Consider the following 21391-nt stretch of genomic DNA (forward strand, 5'->3'; position numbering starts at 1 on the left):
AATTCAGCATAGCAGGTCTCTTGGCGGGGCGAACTGACGCACGTCAACGGTGGGCAGGAATGCGCGCAAGTCGCCCCCGGCGCGCTTCGCCTGATGCTCGGTCGGTCAGGGAAAAATCATGGCGCAATGCAGCAAATTTTCCGCTATGCTTCAATAGCCGGGGCGCGGCAGGCGCGGTGTTTGCCGGTATTGACGACGGCTGGCTCGGGCCGCGTAGAGTGAAGCAGGCGGGTCCTGCGTAGGCGAACGCTGGGTGGTTTGCGGGCCGTCATGGACAGCATTTTTCGGAGCACGACCATGCATTTTGAGACGTCCCTCGAATTCCTCGAAAGCCACACCTACGACGAGCTCAACCTCGGCGATACGTCGGCGCTGGTGCGCACACTGCGTCCTGAGGACGTCAAGCTGTTCGCCCTGATGTCGGGCGACATGAATCCTGCCCTGGCGAATACCGAATTCAGGCACAGCGGCCTGTTCCGCGACTTTATTGCGCATGGCATGTGGATCGCGTCCTTGCTGTCGACCATCCTCAGCACGCAGTTTCCTGGTCCGGGAACCGCGTTGATGGAGACCTCGCTGCAGTTTGCCCGGCCGGTGACGATCGGCGACACGATCACCTTCACGGTGACGGTACGCCAGAAATTTGCCCATAACCACCACATCATTCTCGATTGCGTTGGGGCAAACCAGGACGGACTGGTCGTCGTCTCGGGCAGCGTCGAGGTGATGGCGCCGACCGAAAAAGTTCGCACCAAGCGCGCCGCACTGCCGGAAATCACCATCTCCGACAAGTATGCGCGCCTGCAGGTACTCGTGCAGCGCGCCGCAGGCCTGGCACCGATCGACATGGCCGTCGTTCACCCTTGCGACCGCGAGTCGCTGCGCGGTGCGCTGCTCGCCGCCGACGCCAAGCTGATCGACCCCATCCTGATCGGTCCCGAACAGAAGATTCGCGCTGTTGCCGAAGAGCACGGGCTGGACCTCGGGCCGCACCGCATTGTCGATGTCCGGCACAGCCACGACGCAGCGGCGATGGCCGTGACGCTGGTCCGCAGCGGCGACGCCGAAGCGCTGATGAAAGGCAGTCTGCACACCGACGAACTGATGGCCGAGGTCATTTCGCGCAGCGCCGGTCTGCGTACCGACCGCCGGATCAGCCATGTCTTCCTGATGGACGTGCCCACCTATCCGCGGCCGATCATGATCACCGACGCGGCGGTCAACATCATGCCCAGCCTGCTTGAAAAGGTCGACATCATCCAGAACGCCATCGAACTGGCGCACGTCATCGGCGTTCCGGAACCCAAGGTTGCCATCCTCTCGGCGGTCGAGACGGTCAATCCCAAGATCCAGTCCACGCTCGACGCGGCGGCGCTGTGCAAGATGGCCGACCGCGGCCAGATCAAGGGCGGCCTGCTCGATGGGCCGCTGGCCTTCGACAACGCGGTTTCGCTGGTCGCCGCGAAGACCAAGGGAATCACCTCGGCGGTGGCCGGACGGGCCGACATCCTGGTCGTCCCCGACCTTGAGTCGGGCAACATGATCGCCAAGCAGCTCGAGTACCTGGCCAACGCACTGACCGCCGGCATCGTCCTCGGGGCGAGCGTGCCGATCGTCCTGACCAGCCGCGCCGACACCGCGGAAACGCGCATTGCCTCGTGCGTCATCGCCGCCTTGATGGCGCACGCCGCGCGCGTGCGCCTGAAAACGGCCTGAGACGGCGGCCGCCGGCGGGCGGCTTCAGGCGCTTGCGGCGCGCATCGCGCGGCGCAGCAGGGCGCCGAGGAGAATCGCCGCGAGCACCAGGCTGAGCAGCGAGGCAAGCCAGAAGCCGGCCACGCCGAGCGGCCGCGCGGCGTGAAAAGCCAGCCACCAGCCGCCGAGCAGACCGACGCCCCAGAAGCAGACCAGGTGCACGAACATCGGCACGAAGGTGATCTTGTAGCCGCGCAGCGCGTGCGCCGCGATCGTCTGTACGGCGTCGAAAACCTGATAGACCGCGACATAGCCGAGCAGGCCGACGGCCACCGCGGACACCGCCGCGTCGTCGGTCCACACGCTGGTCACCGCCTCGGCGACCAGCCAGAGGAGGACGCCGAGCCCGGCCGAAAGACCACCGGCCCAGAGAAAGCCCGCCTTGATCGAGGCGTGCGCGCGCGCCCAATCGCGTCCTCCGGCCGCCTGAGCGACCTGCGCCAAGGTCGCGATCGCCAGCGCCAGCGGCAGCATGTAGCACAGCGCCGCGAGGTTGGCGACGATGCGGTGACCGGCGACGACGGTCGCGCCGAGCTGCGCGACGAACAAGGCCATCAGCGTAAACGACGAGATCTCGACGAAGTTCGAGAAACCCATCGGCAGGCCGAGACGCAGGAGCTCGACCAGTGCTCGCAGACGCGGCAACTGCCAGCCGGCGAAAACGCGCAAGGGTCGCAGGCGTGCGCTGCCGCGTAGCGTGAGGCTGGCCGCGAAGAGCGAGAACCAGGCGACGGCGACGTTCGACCAACCGCAACCGAGCACGCCAAGCGGCGCACCGCCGGCGCTCCCGGTGACCAGCAGCCAGGCGAGCAGCGCGTGCAGCAGCGTCGCCGCCAGACTGATGACGAGCAGCGGACGGGGATGGCCAAGCGCGTTGCAGAAGGCGTGAAACGTCCGGTAAAGCAAGACCGCGGGCAGACCGCCGGCGAGCAGCGCCAGGTAAGCGCGCGCCTTCTGCTCGACCGGCGGATCGATACGCGAAAGCCCGAGCAGCAGGTCGGGGTAGAGCAGCAGACCGACTCCCGGCACGGCAAGAAACACCGCCAGCCAGAAGCCCTGCTGCAGCGCTGGCGCAATTTCCGCCGTGCGACCGGCGCCGTGCAGATGCGCGACGGTGGGCGCCACCGCCTGCAGGATGCCGACGAACGCAAAAACGACCGAAATGTAGACGCCGCCGCCGACCGCCACCGCCGCCAGGTCGTCGGTCCCGTAGTGACCGAGCAATGCCGTATCGATCACCATCATTCCCATCGACGCCAGTTGGGCGATCAGAATCGGTGCCGCGTGCGCGACGATCAGGCGGGATTGTTGGGCGAGCATGGCCGGAGGAAAACGTGGAAGCGCGCGCAGCGTAACCGATTTCGCTCGCCGGCGTGGTCTCGAAGTCGATCCTGGCAGGGCAGGTCGCGCCTGCTGGACGCGGTGGCGCGCATCCGGCGGAGCAAGCGCCGAACTGAAAAAGGAATTCTCATACCCTATCGGCAACCGCCAACCGGTACGCCAACATGCTCATGCCTCCTCGCCAGGCCAGATTTCCCGATGAAGCGACTCCAGATCGAGACTGTTCGCGCCGGCCAGGAAGCCTTGACGATAGGCGTTCTTGCGGGCGATGTCGGCGAATCGTTCGGCGGCGAAATCATTAGCTGCGATGTAGACTTGGCCTTGGCTCTGCAGATCGCCCCGGCTGGCGGCGAACTCGTCGTATACCGAGGCAATTCGCTGCAGTCTTTCTCGTTTGCTCGACTTCCGCTTGGAATCAACCTCGCCCTGGTTGCCTGCCATCCAGGTTCTCCAACGCAATGTCCGGCTTGTTCGGGGTCGTTGCCGATCGCGCCGGAAAGCGTGGGGATTGCGGGGAAGTGCTTCCGGCCAGTGGCCTGCAGTGGTCCGTCGCGACGCCAGCGGATTCTCGAAGCTCATGGGCTTTGGCACCGGTGCCTGGGTTGCTTCTCCTTTTCCTGGCGACTGTTCCATTTGTTCTATCGATTGACGTTATCGCCGAACGTGTGGTGTCGAGGATGCTGATCTGCTTCTTTGCGTTCAACCCTGCCGGCCCACAGCGATACGTGCGCAACGATGAAACGCGCTGGCGGGGCTCGCGCGCCAGGCTTTGCTTCCTGCGCAAGCGGGCGCCGTCGTCGTTGTGCCGTCCGACATGCCTGATGGTCGCGTGGGTCGAGTCCGACGGCATGCTGAGGTAGCCTGCTCTGCAGGCGGCGGCCGAGCTCAGCGGCGGCGTCGGCTGAACGCAAGCACTGCGCAGCCAACGGCCGACAGTCGTTGGCTGCGGCGTTCGACGAGCTGGTAGAAGCCCGCGCCGGCAGCAACGCTGGCCAGCCAGGCAAGGATCATGGCGAGCAGTCCGAGCCAGGGATGATGCGGAGCGAAGCGGGTAAAGGCGCCGCTGATTACCAGGCAGACCGGGAAGTGAATCAGAAACACCGAGTACGAGATCGTGCCGAGGAATCTGATCGCCTGCGATTCCGGCCAACGGACGCGGTAGCGGCGAGCGACAGCAAGCGTCAAGGCGACGACAAAGGCGACTGCGATCCGCCAGCGGAAGTCGAGCACCAGCGCGCCGGCGACCGCGGTGCCGACCAGCAAAAGCCACCACCATGGTCGTGTGGAAGTGGCGGTCCAATAGGCGAGTGCGCCCAACGCGTAGGCGCCAAAGAAGTACGGAGCCCACGCGTCCAAGTAGGCCACGCGGTTGAAGTAGTACAGCGAGGCGAAGGCCAGCGCAGCGGTCAGCGCGAGTGTGGCGCGTTCGGCTGCCGCGCCGTCGCCCGCGACGCCGCGGGCGACCCAGAGGACGGCCAGGAATAGCGTGAACAATTGCACGGCGATCGAGACGAACCAGACGCCGGCGGAGAGCCCATCGTAACCAAGAATGTCCTGCAGCAGCAGCAGGTGCGCTGCAATCTGTGGCCAGGTGGGCGAATCCGGGATCGAATGATGGCTCATCAGCGCACGTGCCAGCGCCGAGCATCCGATGGCCAGCACGATCGCCACCATGCAAGGTGGCACCAGTCTGAGATAGCGATCCCACAAGAGCGGGCCAAGCGGCCGCTGGGTCAGTGCGCCGCCGGGTGCAACGGATTGCGCGGCAAGAAAGCCGCTGACGACGAGGAATATCTGCACCGCTAGGCGTGCATGCGCGCTGAGCCAGGAGAAAAGGCCTGGTGCCAGGCTGTGCGCGTAGTCGGAGAGCGGCCCGTAAAACGCCAGATGATGCAGCACGATCAATTGCGTTCCCACCATCTTCATGGCGTCGATCAGGGGCAACTGCGCTTGCGGGGATGTGCTCGTCAGGGCGTTCATCAGGGTTGCACGCGAGCTTGCCGTGGCTCGGCAAGAGCGTGCATCGACAGGGGTGGAGAGGCTACTCTCTGGCAAGCTGCTCGTGCGCTCAGGATTTCTGGTGCGGCCGCGGCCACCGTTGGCGCCAGTGTCGCGGCAGATCGATCACCGACCTCCCCCCGCAAATCGACCCCAGAGAGCGAGCGCCGTTTGTTTGGACAGCAAAGGCTCTTTCTAAGTGGAGCCCTGCCAGTTCCGGCCGGCCGACCGGTGATGCGGTTGCTCTTGACCTTCCAGGATTTCATTTGAATCGGATAGTCCTCGGTGGATCTGGTCGGCGCAGGAACGCGCGCTGGTCAAAGCGCCAGACTTGTCCACGGCCGGCGGCCCGGCGGCTGCTCTTAGCGCCTTTGTGCCGGTTCACCAGCGAAGTGGCGCTCGCGCAGCCAAAGCGAAACTCTGACCAGGCCGATCATCACGGGTACTTCGACCAGCGGGCCGATGACGGCGGCGAAGGCGGCGCCCGAATTGATACCGTAAACGGCGACCGCGACGGCGATCGCCAGTTCGAAGTTGTTACTGGCGGCCGTGAAGGAGAGGGTGGCGCATTTTCCGTAACCGGCGCCGACCTTGCGGCTCATGTAGAAGGAAATCAGGAACATCAGGACGAAATAGATGAGCAGCGGCAGGGCGATGCGCACCACGTCGAGTGGGATGGTGATGATCAGCTTGCCCTTCAGGCTGAACATGACGACGATGGTGAACAGCAGCGCGATGAGCGTGAGCGGACTGATCCGTGCCACGAACTGCTGGTGATACCACTCCTTCGAGACGAAGCGCAGCATGATCACTCGCGTCATGACGCCGGCAATACACGGGATTCCGAGGTAGATGAAGACGCTCTCGGCGATCTGCCCCAGCGAGACGTCTACGACGGAACCGGAGAGACCGAACAGCGGTGGCAGCACGGTGACGAAGATCCAGGCATAGACGCTGTAGAAGAGCACCTGGAAGATCGAGTTGAAAGCGACGAGCCCGGCGGCGTACTCGGTCGAGCCTTGCGCGACTTCGTTCCAGACGATGACCATGGCGATGCAGCGCGCAAGGCCGATCATGATCAGACCGACCATGTATTCGGGTTTGTCGGGGAGGAAGACGATGGCCAGCGCGAACATCAGCAGCGGTCCGACGATCCAGTTCTGAATCAGCGACAGCGCGAGGACTCGGCGGTCGACGAAGACGTCGGGCAGTTCCTCGTAGCGCACCTTGGCGAAGGGCGGGTACATCATCAGGATCAGGCCAAGAGCGATCGGGATGTTGGTCGTGCCAAGCTGGAAGGAGTTGATCAGGTCCTCGACGCCGGGAACGTAGAAGCCCAGGCCGACACCGAGCGTCATCGCAGCGAAGATCCAGACCGTCAGGTAGCGGTCGAGGAAGGAGAGTTTCCTGCTCACGGTGCCCATCTCATGCTCCGGCTGCGAGGTTTCGTCGATCGATCATCCGCGGGCGCGAGTAGCGCCGCCTTCGCCTGCCGTCCCGCCAGGAAAAAAGGCGGGTGGCCGGCTGATCGGGGGCTGATCGCGCAATGGCTGTTGCCTTGCGATGGCGGCGGCGAAACGGGTTTACAAAATTCGATGATTCTAGCAATATAAAAATGTTTAGCAAAGGAGCGTTGCGCGATACGTTGCTATTTTCGGCTCGCTGGCTGTCCAGTCGAGCGCCACTTATCCTTGGGAGGAACGAGAAATGACGGTGAGGGTTGGCATCAATGGTTTCGGTCGGATCGGCCGGTTGGCGCTGCGCGCGGCGTGGGAGTGGCCGGAACTCGAGTTCGTGCACATCAATGAGCCCAACGGTCCGGTCGATGCGGCCGCTTTGCTGCTCGAGTTCGACTCGGTGCATCGTCGCTGGTCGCACGAAGTCGGCGTGAGCAACGGACAGATGGTGATCGACGGCAAGACGATCGGCTACAGCACGGCAAAAGATGTCGCGGGGGGGCCGTGGGGCGAGGCTGGGGTGGACATCGTGCTCGAGGCGAGCGGCAAGTGGCGTACCGTCGACCAGCTTTCGCCTTATCTGGCGGCGGGCGTCAAGAAGGTGATCGTTGCCGCTCCGGTGAAGGGTGGCGATACGCTGAACATCGTCATGGGCGTCAATGATCAGCTCTACGATCCGGCGCGCGACCACATCGTTACCGCGGCCTCATGCACCACCAATTGTCTGGCTCCGGTGGTCAAAGTGGTGCACGAGGCGATCGGAATCTCGCACGGGCTGATCACTACGATCCATAGTTCGACCAACACGCAGAGCGTGCACGACCAGATGCACAAGGACTTGCGCCGTGCGCGCGCCTCGAGTCTGTCGCTGGTGCCGACGACGACCGGTTCGGCGACGGCGATCGCGCTGATCTTTCCCGAGCTGAAAGGCAAGCTCGACGGACACGCGGTACGCGTGCCGCTGCTCAATGCCTCGCTGACCGACTGCGTTTTCGAGATGCAGCGCCCGACGAGCGTCGAGGAGGTCAACGGTCTGTTGAAAGCCGCCGCCGAGGGGGCGCTGAAGGGCATCCTGGGTTTCGAGGAGCGGCCGCTGGTGTCGATGGATTACAGTGGCGATGCGCGTTCGTCGATCGTCGATGCGGCGCATACGCTGGTGATCAACGGCACGCTGGTCAAGATTTACGCCTGGTACGACAACGAGTGGGGTTATGCCAACCGCTATGTCGAACTGGCGCGCAAGCTCGCTGCTTCGTTGTAAGCGGCGTTGCGCAGGCGCTGCCGCGAGCGCGACGCAGCATATGGCGGGCGACGGTAGCGGCGGCGCGCATCCATAGCTGAGAGGAGGGAGAGGGAGGGGAACCATGAGCGATCGATCGCCAACCGCCGGAAGCGACAACGCGCGCGCGGGTCTACGCAACTACATTCTGGTCACTGCCGCCTACTGGTCGGATACGGTGACCGACGGCGCCGCGCGCATGCTGGTGCTTTTCTATTTCTACAACCTGGGTTACACGCCACTTGCCGTCGCCTTGCTGTTCATCTTTTACGAGGTCTTCGGCATTCTGACCAACCTTTTCGGCGGTTACATCGGCGCCCGTTTCGGGCTGAAGACGACGCTGTTCATCGGCCTCGGCGCGCAGCTCGTTGCCCTGTCGATGCTCGCCTTCGCCCCGCAGTCGTGGCTGGTCGTCGCCTACGTCATGGCCTCGCAGGCGCTGAGCGGGATCGCCAAGGACATGACCAAGATGAGTTCGAAGAGCGCGGTCAAGCTGATTGTTCCGGCCGATGCCTCGGCGACGCTCTACCGCTGGGTGGCCATCCTGACCGGGTCGAAGAACGCGCTGAAAGGCGTCGGCTTTTTCCTCGGCGGCCTGCTGCTGACGCTGCTCGACTTCCAGACGGCGCTCCGGCTGCTCGTCGCGCTGGTCGGCGGCACGCTTTTCCTGGCGGCGCTGCTGATCCGCGGCGGTCTTGGCGAGGCCAACCGGAAAGCCAAGTTCGGGCAGATGTTTTCGCGCAACGCAGCGGTCAACAAGCTTGCCGCAGCGCGCATCTTCCTGTTTGGCGCGCGCGACGTCTGGTTCGTCGTCGGTCTGCCCGTTTTTCTGTCGAGCGTGCTCGGCTGGACGTTCTGGCAGTCGGGCGGATTCCTCGCGATCTGGGTGATCGGCTACGGGATCGTGCAGGCGGCCACGCCCGGCTTGCTGCGCAGCCGTGTCGAGGGGCAGCACGAGCCCGATGGGAAGACGGCAACGCTCCTCGCCTTCGTGCTCGCATCGCTGCCCGCAGCGATTGCGCTCGGTCTTGGTGCCGGACTGGCGCCGGCGAGGGTGGTGGTCGTTGGCCTGATCGTCTTCGGCGTCGTCTTTGCGCTCAACTCGGCTGTACACTCCTACCTCATCCTGGCCTATACCGACAGCGACAAGGTGGCAATGAGCGTCGGCTTCTATTACATGGCCAACGCGATGGGTCGCTTGGCGGGGACGGTTCTCTCCGGTGCGCTTTACCAATGGGGCGTGCAAAGCGGACCCGCCGACGGCTTGATCGCCTGTCTGTGGGCGTCCACTGCTTTCGTTCTCGTCGCCGGTCTCCTTTCGCTGCTGCTGCCGCGTCGCACCGGCGCTCCCAGCAAGCCGATCAAGCTCGACGATCTGGGTGACTGAGCGCTGGCTGCGGGTCGCCGGGTGAGCGTCGCCGGCGCAGCTTTTGTCGAGCGCGCCAGTCGATTGTAGGTAGAATGCGGGCTGCTTTCGTCCTGTTCATTCCACCGCCGAGAGATTGTCGTGTCCGCTCAGCCTGTCCGCAAGATCCGTTCATTTTTGTTCAGCGCCGGGCTGTTGCTTGCCCTGAGCGGTTGCGATGCGATCCAGCAGAAGCTCGGTATCGAAGCGCCGGCTGCCAAGGCGGCGCGCCTGGACGGCGAGGGCAAGGCGGTTGGCGGGGCATGCCGGCAGTCGGGCCGCGCCATCGAAGACTGCTATTCGATCTACTCCTGGTTGCCGAAAGCGGCGATCTATGAAGGCTGGCGCGACATGGATGTGTACATGCGCGAGAACAAGCTGCCGACGGTCGAACCGCAACTGCCACCGCCGCAGCCGCCGGGTAGCAAGAAGGCCAAGCCAGCGGTCGCGCGCGCGAATGCCGCGGGCGAAGCCGGGGGAGACGCCAGGGAAGGCGCCGCCGACGGCGCCAAGGCTGAGGCGAAGGGCGAGGCGAAAGGCGAGGCGAAAGGCGAGGCGAAAGGCGAGGCGAAAGGCGGCGGGCAGCACTAGCTGCCGCTGCCGGCTCCTGCCGCCCGCTCTTGGCGCGGGCGCTTGGCGCTCTGGCTCATGGCGCCGGATTCGTGTAGCGCAGGTGGATGGCGTCGATCTCGCGCAATACCTCTGGCGAGAGTTCGACGCTGAGTGCGGCGAGATTCTCTTCGAGCTGGGCGAGGCTGGTCGCGCCGATGATCGTACTGGCGACGAACCAGCGCGAGTAAACGAAAGCGAGCGCCAATTGGCTCGGCGTCAGGCCGTTGGCGCGCGCCAGTTCGACATAGGCGGTGACCGCCCGGACGACGTTTTCCTTCGCGTAGCGCTGGCCGAAACCGGGAAACTCGCTGATCCGTCCGCGTGCCTGCGGATCGGTCAGGTACTTGCCGGAAAGCGTCCCGAAGGCGAGCGGCGAGTAGGGCAGCAAGGCGACGTTCTCACGGTAGCAGATCTCGGCCAGGCTGCTCTCATAGACGCGGTTGAGCAGGTTGTAAGCGTTCTGCAGCGAGACCGGTGGCGGCACACCCTGCTCGCGCGCTTGCCGCAGGAACTCGATGACTCCCCAGGGATGCTCGTTCGACAGGCCGTAATGGCGGATCTTGCCTGCGTCGATCAAGGTCGCAAGCGCGGCGACCGTCTCGCCGATCGGCGTTGCTGCGCATTCGCGCGCCGGATCGAACTGCCACTGGCCGAACATGGGCTGGTTGCGCGCCGGCCAGTGCAATTGGTAGAGATCGATGTAATCAGTGCGCAGGCGGCGCAAGGACCCTTCGACCCCGGCGCGCAGGCTGGCCAGATCGAAGTCGAGGCAGCCGGAGCGAATCCAGTTCAGACTGCGTCCCGGGCCGGCGGCTTTGCTGGCCACGACGATTCGGTCACGCGCCTGCCGCGCCAGCCAAGTGCCGACAATCTCCTCGGTGCGCCCACAGGTGGCGGCGCGCGGGGGGACGGGATACATCTCCGCGGTGTCAATGAAATTCACCCCGGCGGCGAGCGCGCGGTCGAGCTGCGCATGTGCGTCGGATTCGCTGTTCTGCTGGCCGAAGGTCATCGTGCCGAGACAGATCGCCGATACTTCAAGGGTGCTGCCACCCAGCCTGCTGGTCTTCATGCTGCCTCCATGCGTTGGTTTCATAGCCCTCTTGTGCTGTGCTGGTCGCGGCGTCGGCGCGGGGCATTGCGCACGGGCGGTCGGCCGCTGTCGCCGGCGCGCCGTAAGCGGGGCCGCCCGCGCTGTCGCGCGGGTGTCTTTCTGGTCGCCTACGATACACCAATCGAGCGCTTTTTCAGCCATCGGCCGGGCCGGGGCGGGGCCAGGAATCGACGCCGGGCGAGGCCGGCAGAGCGCGTGCTGTACGGCCAGTCGGCGCCGCACCGCGGTGACCGCCACGACTCTCCCGGGGAAAACGCTTGCGCTTCGCCGATCACGGTATAATTCTTTCAATTCTATGGATTTTTGACCAATATAGGGGCCTCGCACATGCATTTTGACGAACTCGGACTTGCCCCCGAGCTGTTGCGCGCCGTAACCGAGCAGGGCTACACGGAACCGACGCCGATTCAGGCGCAGGCGATACCCATCGTTCTCTCCGGGCGGGACCTGATGGGTGGGGCGCAGACGGGGACCGGGAAGACGGCCGCCTTCACGCTTCCTCTGCTCCAACGAATCCTGCCGCTTGCCAACGCCAGCCCGTCACCGGCCCGCCATCCAGTGCGCGTGTTGATGCTGGCGCCGACACGCGAGCTGGCGATTCAGGTCCACGAATCGGTACGCACGTACAGCAAATACGTTCCGCTGAAGAGCTGTTGCGCCTACGGTGGGGTCGACATCAAGGCGCAGATCGCCGAATTGCGTTGCGGCGCCGAGGTCCTCGTCGCGACGCCCGGTCGTCTGCTCGATCTCGTCGAACAGAAGTGCCTCAACTTCAGCAGCGTGCAGGCGCTCGTACTGGACGAGGCTGATCGTATGCTCGACATGGGCTTCATCCCGGACGTGACGCGCATCATCAACCTGCTGCCCAAGCAACGGCAGAGCCTGCTGTTTTCGGCCACCTTCTCGGAGGAGATCAAGAAGCTGGCCGACCGCATGCTCGCTTCCCCACTGTTGATCGAGGTCGCCAGACGCAATACGGTTTCCGAGACGATTACACACCTCGTCCATCCGGTTGCCGTTTCGGCCAAGCGCGCGCTCCTCGTCAAGCTGCTGAAGTCAAACGATTTCAATCAGGTGCTGGTGTTTACACGGACGAAGATCGAGACCAACCGGCTGGCGCGCGACTTGCAGCGGGCCGGGATTGCGGCCGATTCGATCCACGGCGACAAGACGCAACAGGACCGGCTGAAGGCGCTCGAAGCGTTCAAGGAGGGGGAGGTTCTCGTGCTCGTGGCAACCGATGTCGCGGCGCGCGGACTCGACATCGACGAGTTGCCGCACGTCATCAACTTCGAGCTGCCGCATACGCCGGAAGACTACATCCACCGGATCGGACGCACTGGTCGCGCCGGCCGGCCGGGTACGGCAGTTTCGCTGGTTTCTGCGCACGAAGTCCAGTATCTGGCCGATATCGAGAAGCTGATCAGGTTGCAGATCGAGCAGGTCGTCGTCGCCGGCTTCGAACCGGAAGACGACTACGTCTATCCGCCGGGCGATCGCCGCACTGGGCGCCGGCCGACGCCGCGTCCGCTAGCACCCCCCGTGGCACGGCGCGAGGGAGCGGTCAGCCGGGTGGACGACGAGCGGCCGCGATCTCCCAGCGGCGGCCGGGCCAATCTGATCGCTGATGACGGTTTCGATTTCAGCAAGCCGTATGAGAGCTCCTTGCCCGATCCGGCGCTCGCCGCCAAGAGCGACGGCGGTGCAGCTTCGCTCGGCGCGACCAAGACGTCCGGTCAGGCGCGCCGGCCAGTCGCCGCACTGCTCGGTGGACTGGGACGGAACTAGCCGGCGGCCGGCCGCACGCAGCGGGCAGCGGCAGACCATCGAGAGCGCCTGGATGTCGGCTACCTGCCGAGCTTGCGGGCGCGCCGCAGCGCCGTAGGGGCCACGCTGCGACCGTCCGCATTGCCGACCGATCGCCAGCATCCGGGCGGCTTACGCCAACCGCGGCGCCTTGCGTCAGGCGGCGCGCGTCTGCGCCGATCGCGCACCCGGCGACAGGTGCTTGTACATCACGAACGCATCGACATAGCCGTGCGCCGGATGGTTGAACGCCTCGGGCAGCGTGCCGACGATCGCGAAGCCAAGTTTTTGCCATAGCCGCACCGCCGCCTCATTGGTCGACACGACCAGGTTGAACTGCATCGACCGGAAACCGAGGGCGATCGCCCTTTCCTGCGAGTCGCGGCAGAGCGCTGACGCAACGCCGCGTCCGCGGGCTGCCGGGCTGACGACATAGCCGCAATTGCAGACATGACTCCCTTGGCCGGGCTGATTGGCTTTCAGGTAGTACGTTCCGACCACCTCGCCGTCGGGTTTGACAGCGACGAAGGTCGCCGCCGGAAGCTCGAGCCATGCCTGCCTCGCCTGCTCGGGCGTAATGTCCGGCGCGTAACTGTAAGTGTCACCAGCGCGCACGACCGGGGCGAGCACTTGCCAGATCTGCCGCCAGTCGTTCGCCTCGGCCTGACGGATCGAAATGTTCATTGTCTCCTCTGTGCTTCCCCGTGGTCGGGGTCCGACGCGGCGTGGCGCCGCGTAAGGGCAGCGGCGACGAGCAGCGCGAGAACCCGTCTTGTCGGTTAGGCCGTTCCAGCCGGTGGACGTGCTTTCACGGTGGGTGGCGGTTCGAACAGCCTGAGTATGGCGAGCGAAATATTGTCGCCGTCGCCGACAGCCAGTCCGCGGGCGCGGTTGACGAGCAACTCGGACGCCTCGCGGACCGACGCTGAGCCATTGATCACCCAGGCGAATTCCTGATCGCTGAAGTAGCTCCACAAGCCATCCGAGCAGAGCAGGAAGGTGTCGCCCGGCTGCAGGCCGAGGCATTCGCCGAAAGCAATCTTCGGTGCCTGAGCGCCACCGAGCGAGGTCAGCAGGATGTTCCGATTGGGGTGCGCGAGCGCCTGCTCGGGCGTGATTCTGCCCTGCAGTACGAGCTGCATGACGTACGAGTGATCGGTGCTGCGAAAGACCAACTGGTCGCCGCGGAAATGATAGAAGCGGCTGTCGCCGCAATGCGCCCAACTGACTCGGTCGGGTTGCAGCAGCAGCATCGCGACGGTGCTGTGTGGTTCTTTCTCATTCAGAAAGCGCGAGGCTCTGATCAGAGTATGCGCTTCGTTGATGCACGATTCGAGCAGGGTGCGCGCAGACTCGGCGCGCGCCGAGAAGCGGGCGAGATTGTCGCGCGCAGTGTGGATCACCTGTTGCGCCGCCAGAACGCCGCCCGTATGGCCACCCATGCCGTCGGCGACGACGGCAAGAACCACACCCCCACCGCGCGGATGCGGCAGGATGGCTACTCTGTCCTGTTGCTCGCGGCGGTCGCCCTGATGCTGCGCGACGCACGCGTCGATCGAAATCGGCATTCCCTGATACTCTCCCCCAAGGCGTTTGTTCTTATTTGTTCGCCATCAGACAATTCTATCTCTATCTCGCTCAGTGTGGGCCATCGTTTTCCTGGCGCTTGGTCGGACCGAACGCCGGCATGCGGTGATCGGCTGGTGTTTGCGCAAGCGCTACGCCAAGTTGTTCGCGCGCCCAGTGCACCACGGGTTGGCCGGGTGGCTCGCCGATGCACGCGAGGGTACGCAGTTCGAGATCGTAGGCCGAACGCGCGTTGGGTGCCGCGGACAACATCGCGTTCAGCGTTTCAGTCGTGACGACGACATTGCGTACGGCATACTTCTCGAGCAGCGCGAAAATTCGGTGCGCGTCGCCACCCGCGTTGGCGGCCAGCAGCGGCACGCCGAAGTGCCAGGTCGGCAAGACGACGCTCTTCAGCCACACCGCCGATGCCCAGTTGATTGGCGACCAGAGCAGGTCGCCGGTTTGCGGAAAGGCATCGTGCGCATCAACGTGTTTGTCGAGTACGGTGAGTACTGCGCCGTGCGCGATGGGCAAGGCGCGCGGCGCAACCGCGTTCGTCGTGTCGGGATAGACGAGCATGGCCAGGTCGTCGGCCGTTGTGGCCCGCGGTGTGTAGCGCGGCGAGGCGTGTTCGCAGACGCAAGGCCAACTGTGAACGCCGCTGTCTCCGGTAGATCCGGCAATACTGATGATCTGGCGCAGGTGGGGTAGTTGCTGGCGCAGCGCGCGGATCCGGGGCAGGCTGGCCGCGTCGACGATCGCCAGATGCGCCGCCGAGTCGTGCAGGCAGCGCGCGATCGCCGGGGCGGGAAGATCGCTCGCCAGTAGCACGGCGACGGCGCCCATCTGGCAGACCGCAAGCGGAGCGATCAAGGCTTCCGGGCGCGGCGACAGGATGATCGCGACACGGTCGCCAGCCAGCGTGCCGAGGGCGGCCAGGACGTTCGACAGGCGGTTGGCCTCGCGTTGCAGGTCCCAAAAGCTATAGGCGCTTGTCTGGCCATGCGGATCGTCGTAGTAGAGTGCCAGGCGACCACGGTCTGCGGCCCAGTGCTGGCAGAGGTCGACTGCCAGATTGAACGGCTGCGTTGCCTGCCCGGCGCAGCGCGCGTGCGTTTCCTGATGATCGGGGATCGTTTTTTCGGGGTTCACCGAGCGCCTTCTCCTGCTTGTTCGACTTCCCCCGCCGCGGCTTGCTCAGTCGACGCCGTTCAGACGTTCGTCGATCAGTTCGATCCAGTGGCGTACCGGCAGGCTGCTGCCGCTTTGCAGGTGGGTCTGGCAGCCGATGTTCGCGGTCACCAGAACACTGGGCGACCCGGCAGTCAGCGCGGCCAGCTTGCCGTCGCGCAACTGTCCGGCGAGGACCGGCTGACTGATCGAATAGGTTCCCGCCGAACCGCAGCACAGGTGAGGATCGGCGACCGGCACGAGCTGGTAGCCGGCGGTGGCGAGCAGCGCTTCGACCACGCCGCGAATCTTTTGTGCATGCTGCAGCGTGCACGGCGAGTGGAACGCCACGCGCTCGCCGCCGGCCTGGCTGCTGCTGGCGAGCAATTCGTTCAGCCGCTCGCGCTCGCCCGCCAGCACCTCCGAAACGTCGCGCGTCAGATCAGCAATGCGTGCCGCCTTGGCGGCGTAAGCCGGGTCGTCGGCGAGCACCTCGCCATACACCCGTACGTGTTCGCCGCAGCCCGATGCGGTCATCACGAAGGCTTCGACCTGGCCGCTTTCGACCAGCGGCCACCAGGCATCGATGACCTGTCGCATGTCGTCGCGCGCCTTCTCCTGCGCGTGCAGGTGGTAGCGCAGCGCACCGCAGCACGCGGCGCCCGGCACTTCGCTCAGCGTGATTCCGAGCCGGTCGAGAACGCGCGCCGTTGCAGCGTTGGTATTCGGTGTCAGCGTCGGTTGCACGCAGCCGGCGAGGGCGATCATTTTTCGCACGTGCGTGCTTGCGCGCGGCCACGGCTGTTCGTTGCCGCCCGCCGGAACGGGCACCTTATCGGCCAACACGCGGGGCAGCAAGGGTCGGAAGAGTTGGCCGAGGGCGACCGCTGGTTTGAAGATCCACGGGCGGGGCAAAGCTTCGGTGAGCAGGAAGCGCGTCGCGCGTGCGGCAAGCGAACGTGGCACGCGCTCTTCCAGAACCTCGCGTCCGATTTCCAGCAGGCGGTGGTATCTGACGCCTGACGGGCAGGTCGTCTCGCACGAGCGGCAACTGAGACAACGGTCGAGGTGCAGTTGCGTCTTCTCGCTCACCGCTTGCCCTTCGAGCATCTGCTTGATCAGATAGATCCGCCCACGTGGTCCGTCGAGCTCGTCGCCGAGCAGTTGGAAGGTTGGGCAGGTTGCCGTGCAGAAACCGCAATGCACGCAACTGCGCAGGATGCCATCAGCCTCGCGGCCGGCGGCTGTATCCTTGATGAAATCGGCCAGATGGGTCTGCATGGTCGACGAACTTTCAGAGATCCGGATACATTCGGCCGGGGTTGAAAACGCCTGACGGGTCGAAGGCCAGCTTCAACTGGCGATGGATCCGTGCGAGCGGCGCCGACAACGGCTGAAACACGCCGACCGCAGCTTTCAGCGCCGCATCGGCGCGGAACAGCGTGGCGTGTCCGCCGGCCATTTCAGCCGCCCGGCGAATCTCCTGTGGGTCACCGCCGCGTAGCCAGCGCTGCGCGCCGCCCCATTCGATGAAGGTCGGGCCAAGCTTCTGGCAGGGCGCCAGCGAAGGCAGCGAAAGCCGCCAGAGTGGCGCCTCGCCGGCGAAAAACGCATGTTGCTGCTCGCGTACCGCTTGCCAGAAGGCGAGTGCGGCGCTGTCGTCGAGCGCTTCGCCGCCAAGTGTGCGGCCAGCCGCAGTGACCGCTGCGGCGGCGCCCGATAGACGCAAGGTCAGTACATCGTCGTGCCAGGCCGAGGCCGAGATGGGCAAGGGACGACCCGCCCACTGATTGAGCTTTTCCAGCGCAGCCGCCTCGCCGAGTGAAAAACGGAGGCTTTTCTCGGCTACCGGCAAGGGGAGGACCTTGAAGGAGACCTCCAGCACCAGGCCGAGCGTGCCCAGGCTGCCGGCCATCAGGCGCGACACATCGTAGCCGGCGACGTTCTTCATCACCTGCCCACCGAACGAGAGCACTTCGGCCAAGCCATTGAGTATCCGGACACCGAGGACGAAATCGCGCACGGCGCCGGAAGTCTGGCGGCGCGGTCCAGAGAGGCCGCTCGCCAGCATGCCGCCGACGGTTGCCGTCGGCCCGCAGGCCGGCGGCTCAAAGGCCAGCCATTGGCCGCGCTCGGCGAGAACCTGGTTGAGCTCGGCAAGCAGCGTGCCGGCGCGCGCGGTGACGACCAGCTCGGTCGGTTCGTAGGCGACGATTCCCTGGTAGCCGCCAACGGCGAGCACTTCACCGCGCTCTTCGCCGCCGTAGAAGCGCTTGCTGCCGCCGCCGCGGATCGCCAGGTGGGCGCCGGAACGGGCCGCCGCGCGGACTTGCTCGGACCACTCCTCGACCAGCGTACTCATGCCTGCCCCGGCGCGCCGGCTGCGTTTCCGGCGCGCGCCTGCGTGTATTCGCGGCAGCGCGCCAGCGTCGGAATTCCCTTGCCGGGATTGAGCAGGCCGGCTTCGTCGAAGGCGGCCTTCAGGCGATGAAAGGCGGCAATTTCGGCGGTGCTGAACTGTTCGGCCATCAGCATCACCTTTTCCAGGCCGACGCCGTGCTCGCCGGTGATCGTTCCACCGAAGCGCACCGACAGTTCGAGGATGTCGGCGCCAAAAGCTGCCGCGCGCTCCAGTTCACCGGGCTGGTTGGCGTCGTACATGATCAGCGGATGGAGGTTGCCGTCGCCGGCATGGAAGACGTTGGCGCAGCGCAGGCCGTATTTTTCGGACAGGTGGCCGATCGCCTCGAGCATCTCTGCCAGATGTTTGCGCGGAATCGTTCCATCCATGCACAGATAATCCGGCGTCATTCGGCCGACGGCCGGAAAAGCCGCCTTACGGCCGGCCCAGAACTTCAAGCGCTCAGCCTCGTTCTGTGACACGCGGATCATCGAGGCGCCACTTTTTTCGATGACCGCGGTCATCCGGCCGATTTCCTCGGCGACCTCTTCCGGCGTACCGTCGGATTCGCAGAGCAGGATGGCCTCGGCGTTCATGTCGTAGCCGGCGTTGACGTAGGGTTCGACGGCGTGAATGGCCTTCTTGTCCATCATTTCCAGGCCGGCCGGAATGATCCCGGCGCCGATGATGCTGGCCACGGCGTCGCCCGCCTTGCGCACGTCGGCGAACGAGGCGATGACCACCTGGGCAAGTTCCGGCTTGGGCGTCAGCCTGACGGTGATTTCGCTGATCATCGCGAGGAGGCCTTCCGAACCATTGATCAGAGCGAGCAGATCGTAGCCGGCAGCATCGAGCGCCGCGCTGCCGAACTCCACCACATCGCCTTCGATCGTCAGACCACGCACGCGCAGGACGTTATGCACGGTCAGACCATACTTCAGGCAATGCACGCCGCCGGCGTTCTCGGCGACGTTGCCGCCGATCGTGCACGCGATCTGCGATGACGGGTCGGGTGCGTAATAGAGCCCGTAAGGCGCGGCCGCCTCCGAAACGGCCAGATTGCGCACGCCCGGTTGGACCACCGCCGTCCGCGCCAGTGGGTCGAGCTTGACGATCTTCTTGAGTTTGGCCAGCGAAACGACGACGCCGTCAGGGTGTGGCGTGGCGCCACCCGACAAGCCGGTCGCCGCTCCACGCGCCACCACCGGTGCGTGCAGCGCATGGCAGATGCGCAGGACGGCCTGGGTTTGCGCTTCGTCCTCGGGCAGTGCGACAAGCAGCGGCAGGTGGCGATACGCGGTCAGCCCGTCGCAATCGTAGGGCCGCATCTCCTCTTCGTCGGCGAGCAGCGCATGCGCCGGGAGCACAGCGCGCAAACGGCTGATGAGGACCGCTCGGTCGACCGTAAAACGCTGGTCGGGAAGGCCTGTTGCGCTGCTCATGGGCTACCCCCGGAGTTGGAAGTTGAACGTTGGCGTCTACCCTCGACCCCTAGAATACTACAGTTCTCCTTGCTGCGGGCGGGCCAGAGGGGCGAGCGCAGCGATGCTCCTGTCGTAGCTTGGGGGCAGGGCAGAGCAGCGTGCTGGCGACAGCTTGTCGCTGCCTGGTCCTGGCCTGAACGCCCGTTCTCTTGATCGGGTGGCCAAAGTGCCTTCACGGCGCCGATGGAACCAGGCTGTGCAGTCGTCGCGTTCGTCCGTATCGAGCGGCGAGCACTCCGCACGAGCGCTGGTCGCCGGCTAGTACCCACCTGGCTGCAGGGGAACGCCGCCGGCGGTCGCCGCGGCGTTTTCCGCTGCACCATCGGTCACTCGTCGAACCTCGGAGACGATCCGGTTCAGCCCTTCCTCGCTGTGCGCCAGCACCTCGCTCGCCTGAGCAACCAGGGCGGTCGACGCTGCGCCGCGGCGGCCAACCTCGGCCAGCTCGCGGAACATGTCGTTGATCGCAGTCAGTTGTCTGCCCTGATCGGTCGATGAATGTGCGATGTCCGACAACGAGGACGAAAGTTCGCCCACCAGCCGCAGCGTGGCGCTCAGTTGCGCTCTCGCCTGGGCCAGATCGGTCTGGCTGAGTTCGATCTGCTGTTCGAGTTTCTGCGCCCGCTGGTCGATGCTCGACTTGAACTCGTGGCTCACCGCGGCCAGCCGGGTCCGCGCGTCGGCGGCCATGGCGTTGATCTCGACGGCCGCCTTGTCACTGAGCGCAGCCAAGCGCGACACCTCATCGGCAACGACCGCGAACCCGGCGCCCGATGCGCCAGCGCGCGCCGCCTCGATCGCGGCATTCAGCGCCAGGAGCTTGGTCTTCGTGGCGATGTCGTTGATCATCTTGTTTTTTTCGGCGATTTCGCGGAACCACGCGTCGATCTTGACGATTCCCTCCTGAGTCTCGCGCGAAGCGCCGGCCATTTCGTTGGCTCCCTGGACGAGCGCCGACACGGCGTCGTCGAGACGTTCGATCGATTGCGAACTGGCGCTCATGGCGCGGGTGGCTTCCAGCACCTGGCGATCGGACTGCGCGGCCGAGGCACCGTTCTGGTCGACAATCCGGCCGATCACCGCAAAGCAATCCTGTGCGCGGAGCAGCGCCTCGTCCTGCGCACGCGCGACGTCCTGCAAGGCAACGACCGAGTGCGCCAGATGGTCGACGGTCGCTTGCGTTTCCTGCGTTTGCGCGAGCAGTGAATTGACGGCGCCCTCGAGCGGGCGGCCGATCATTCCGCTCAGTCGGCGCGCAAGCCATGCCGAAACGCCCACGGCCAGGGCGAACGCTACACCCGCGGCATAGGTGCCGAGGGTGATTGAACCAAGCGCCCGCGCAAACGCGTTGCCGACGCTTTTCGAGGTGAGCTCGACCGTGTTGCCCAGCGTGTTGCGAATTTTCGTGACGGCCGGGAGATACCCGTCGACGAAAGATCGCAGCGCCTGTTCGCGCTCGCCCTTGAGCGAGTTGGCCCTGATCTCGTTCTGTATCGAGCTGATCAGCGTCAAATCGAAGGAGAGGAACTCCTCGATCTCGGATTTCACCGATGCGTCATCGACCTCGCCCTTCAGGCGCTCCAGACCTTTGGTAAGACTGGTGAATTGGTCCTCGTACGCTTGCCAGGTCGACTCGTTGGGCGTGCTCATGAAGGTGCCCATGGCGCTCATGCTGTCCTGCAAGCCCATCAGCAGTCGCTGCGTTGCCAGCGCCTGCGCTTGATGCTCGAGCATGTGCGGTCGCTGGGCAATGGCAAACAGGGCGCATACCAGGCTGGTCAGGACTGCCACGCTCATGACACCGACAATCATCCAGGTGAGCAGCCTGACTTTTGCCTGCAGCGAAGAACTTGCGACGCGGGCGCCGATCGCAGCGAAACTGCAGATTTCCGGATCTCGAAGGAAACCCGGATGGCACGTTAGACCAGCGCAAAGGTCATTCTGGCTCCGGTTTCCGGATGTGGGAATTCCTGCTGGGTGAGTTCGTCGAGGAGGGCGGC

17 protein-coding genes and 1 pseudogene are annotated in these 21391 nt (G+C 65.0%); 6 read left to right on the forward strand and 12 right to left on the reverse strand.

What is annotated here, in order from left to right; genetic code table 11:
* Positions 1-297 precede the first annotated feature (297 nt).
* A complete protein-coding gene (locus Q1L59_RS04670; protein ID WP_300328731.1) occupies positions 298-1716 on the forward strand; it encodes a bifunctional enoyl-CoA hydratase/phosphate acetyltransferase in 1419 nt (472 codons plus the stop codon).
* A 24-nt stretch (positions 1717-1740) separates the two neighbouring features.
* Here Q1L59_RS04670 and Q1L59_RS04675 read toward each other — a convergent pair whose 3' ends face one another.
* Together Q1L59_RS04675 and Q1L59_RS04680 are read right to left on the reverse strand one after the other, a co-directional pair.
* A complete protein-coding gene (locus Q1L59_RS04675) occupies positions 1741-3075 on the reverse strand; it encodes an MATE family efflux transporter (RefSeq protein ID WP_300328733.1) in 1335 nt (444 codons plus the stop codon).
* A gap of 189 nt (positions 3076-3264) precedes the next feature.
* Positions 3265-3537, reverse strand: a complete 273-nt coding sequence (locus Q1L59_RS04680) for a hypothetical protein (protein WP_300328736.1) — start codon at positions 3535-3537, stop codon at positions 3265-3267.
* Positions 3538-3812: 275 nt separating this feature from the next.
* Here Q1L59_RS04680 and Q1L59_RS04685 point away from each other — a divergent pair.
* A pseudogene (locus Q1L59_RS04685) lies at positions 3813-3943 on the forward strand (porphobilinogen synthase); the annotation flags it as partial.
* Positions 3944-3981: 38 nt separating this feature from the next.
* Here Q1L59_RS04685 and Q1L59_RS04690 read toward each other — a convergent pair.
* Both Q1L59_RS04690 and arsB read right to left on the reverse strand, forming a co-directional pair.
* Complete coding sequence (locus Q1L59_RS04690; RefSeq protein WP_300328738.1) at positions 3982-5076, reverse strand: acyltransferase; 1095 nt, start codon at positions 5074-5076, stop codon at positions 3982-3984.
* A 380-nt stretch (positions 5077-5456) separates the two neighbouring features.
* Positions 5457-6518: an ACR3 family arsenite efflux transporter gene (arsB, locus tag Q1L59_RS04695; RefSeq protein ID WP_300328740.1), complete on the reverse strand. Its 1062-nt coding sequence runs from the start codon at positions 6516-6518 to the stop codon at positions 5457-5459.
* A 283-nt stretch (positions 6519-6801) separates the two neighbouring features.
* Between arsB and Q1L59_RS04700 the strand changes: the two genes are divergently transcribed.
* From Q1L59_RS04700 to Q1L59_RS04710, 3 genes are all read left to right on the forward strand, one after another.
* Positions 6802-7812: an ArsJ-associated glyceraldehyde-3-phosphate dehydrogenase gene (locus Q1L59_RS04700; protein ID WP_300328742.1), complete on the forward strand. Its 1011-nt coding sequence runs from the start codon at positions 6802-6804 to the stop codon at positions 7810-7812.
* 103 nt (positions 7813-7915) lie between these two features.
* The gene (gene arsJ / locus Q1L59_RS04705) at positions 7916-9217 is read left to right on the forward strand and encodes an organoarsenical effux MFS transporter ArsJ (RefSeq protein ID WP_300328745.1); all 1302 of its coding nucleotides are present in this window, start codon (positions 7916-7918) and stop codon (positions 9215-9217) included.
* Positions 9218-9337: 120 nt separating this feature from the next.
* On the forward strand, positions 9338-9826 hold the full coding sequence (locus Q1L59_RS04710) for a hypothetical protein (RefSeq protein ID WP_300328748.1): 489 nt from the start codon (positions 9338-9340) through the stop codon (positions 9824-9826).
* 55 nt (positions 9827-9881) lie between these two features.
* Here the strand turns inward: Q1L59_RS04710 and Q1L59_RS04715 are convergent, their stop codons facing one another.
* Positions 9882-10919 carry an aldo/keto reductase gene (locus tag Q1L59_RS04715; protein WP_300328750.1) on the reverse strand — a complete coding sequence of 346 codons (1038 nt, stop codon included), beginning with the start codon at positions 10917-10919 and terminating at the stop codon, positions 9882-9884.
* Positions 10920-11288: 369 nt separating this feature from the next.
* On the opposite strand from Q1L59_RS04715, the gene Q1L59_RS04720 reads away from it, so the two are divergent.
* Positions 11289-12749 (forward strand): DEAD/DEAH box helicase, encoded by a 1461-nt coding sequence (locus Q1L59_RS04720; protein WP_300328753.1) that lies wholly within the window; start codon positions 11289-11291, stop codon positions 12747-12749.
* 174 nt (positions 12750-12923) lie between these two features.
* Here Q1L59_RS04720 and Q1L59_RS04725 read toward each other — a convergent pair whose 3' ends face one another.
* From Q1L59_RS04725 to Q1L59_RS04755, 7 genes are all read right to left on the reverse strand, one after another.
* On the reverse strand, positions 12924-13451 hold the full coding sequence (locus tag Q1L59_RS04725) for a GNAT family N-acetyltransferase (RefSeq protein WP_300328756.1): 528 nt from the start codon (positions 13449-13451) through the stop codon (positions 12924-12926).
* Positions 13452-13546: 95 nt separating this feature from the next.
* Complete coding sequence (locus tag Q1L59_RS04730) at positions 13547-14335, reverse strand: protein phosphatase 2C domain-containing protein (RefSeq protein WP_300328759.1); 789 nt, start codon at positions 14333-14335, stop codon at positions 13547-13549.
* Between the two features lie 70 nt (positions 14336-14405).
* Positions 14406-15488: an AMP-binding protein gene (locus tag Q1L59_RS04735; protein ID WP_300328762.1), complete on the reverse strand. Its 1083-nt coding sequence runs from the start codon at positions 15486-15488 to the stop codon at positions 14406-14408.
* Positions 15489-15533: 45 nt separating this feature from the next.
* A complete protein-coding gene (gene glcF, locus Q1L59_RS04740; protein ID WP_300328767.1) occupies positions 15534-16787 on the reverse strand; it encodes a glycolate oxidase subunit GlcF in 1254 nt (417 codons plus the stop codon).
* Between the two features lie 13 nt (positions 16788-16800).
* The gene (gene glcE, locus Q1L59_RS04745) at positions 16801-17868 is read right to left on the reverse strand and encodes a glycolate oxidase subunit GlcE (protein ID WP_300328769.1); all 1068 of its coding nucleotides are present in this window, start codon (positions 17866-17868) and stop codon (positions 16801-16803) included.
* Complete coding sequence (locus Q1L59_RS04750; protein WP_300328772.1) at positions 17865-19349, reverse strand: FAD-linked oxidase C-terminal domain-containing protein; 1485 nt, start codon at positions 19347-19349, stop codon at positions 17865-17867. The genes glcE and Q1L59_RS04750 overlap by 4 nt, the downstream gene beginning before the upstream one ends.
* A gap of 300 nt (positions 19350-19649) precedes the next feature.
* Entirely contained in the window at positions 19650-21188 is a 1539-nt protein-coding gene (locus tag Q1L59_RS04755) for a methyl-accepting chemotaxis protein (RefSeq protein WP_300328775.1), read from the reverse strand.
* Between the last annotated feature and the right edge of the window lie 203 nt (positions 21189-21391).

It is taken from the genome of Accumulibacter sp. (assembly GCF_029255125.1).
In the GTDB taxonomy this organism is placed as follows: domain Bacteria; phylum Pseudomonadota; class Gammaproteobacteria; order Burkholderiales; family Rhodocyclaceae; genus Accumulibacter.

Coding starts and splice junctions, on each gene's coding strand:
- arsB (WP_300328740.1), bottom strand. CDS start 6,518: ATGGGCACCGTGAGCAGGAAACTCTCCTTCCTCGACCGCTACCTGACG.
- arsJ (WP_300328745.1), top strand. CDS start 7,916: ATGAGCGATCGATCGCCAACCGCCGGAAGCGACAACGCGCGCGCGGGT.
- glcF (WP_300328767.1), bottom strand. CDS start 16,787: ATGCAGACCCATCTGGCCGATTTCATCAAGGATACAGCCGCCGGCCGC.
- Q1L59_RS04725 (WP_300328756.1), bottom strand. CDS start 13,451: ATGAACATTTCGATCCGTCAGGCCGAGGCGAACGACTGGCGGCAGATC.
- Q1L59_RS04720 (WP_300328753.1), top strand. CDS start 11,289: ATGCATTTTGACGAACTCGGACTTGCCCCCGAGCTGTTGCGCGCCGTA.
- Q1L59_RS04675 (WP_300328733.1), bottom strand. CDS start 3,075: ATGCTCGCCCAACAATCCCGCCTGATCGTCGCGCACGCGGCACCGATT.
- Q1L59_RS04755 (WP_300328775.1), bottom strand. CDS start 21,188: ATGAGCGTGGCAGTCCTGACCAGCCTGGTATGCGCCCTGTTTGCCATT.
- Q1L59_RS04670 (WP_300328731.1), top strand. CDS start 298: ATGCATTTTGAGACGTCCCTCGAATTCCTCGAAAGCCACACCTACGAC.
- Q1L59_RS04750 (WP_300328772.1), bottom strand. CDS start 19,349: ATGAGCAGCGCAACAGGCCTTCCCGACCAGCGTTTTACGGTCGACCGA.
- glcE (WP_300328769.1), bottom strand. CDS start 17,868: ATGAGTACGCTGGTCGAGGAGTGGTCCGAGCAAGTCCGCGCGGCGGCC.
- Q1L59_RS04680 (WP_300328736.1), bottom strand. CDS start 3,537: ATGGCAGGCAACCAGGGCGAGGTTGATTCCAAGCGGAAGTCGAGCAAA.
- Q1L59_RS04730 (WP_300328759.1), bottom strand. CDS start 14,335: ATGCCGATTTCGATCGACGCGTGCGTCGCGCAGCATCAGGGCGACCGC.
- Q1L59_RS04700 (WP_300328742.1), top strand. CDS start 6,802: ATGACGGTGAGGGTTGGCATCAATGGTTTCGGTCGGATCGGCCGGTTG.
- Q1L59_RS04690 (WP_300328738.1), bottom strand. CDS start 5,076: ATGAACGCCCTGACGAGCACATCCCCGCAAGCGCAGTTGCCCCTGATC.
- Q1L59_RS04715 (WP_300328750.1), bottom strand. CDS start 10,919: ATGAAGACCAGCAGGCTGGGTGGCAGCACCCTTGAAGTATCGGCGATC.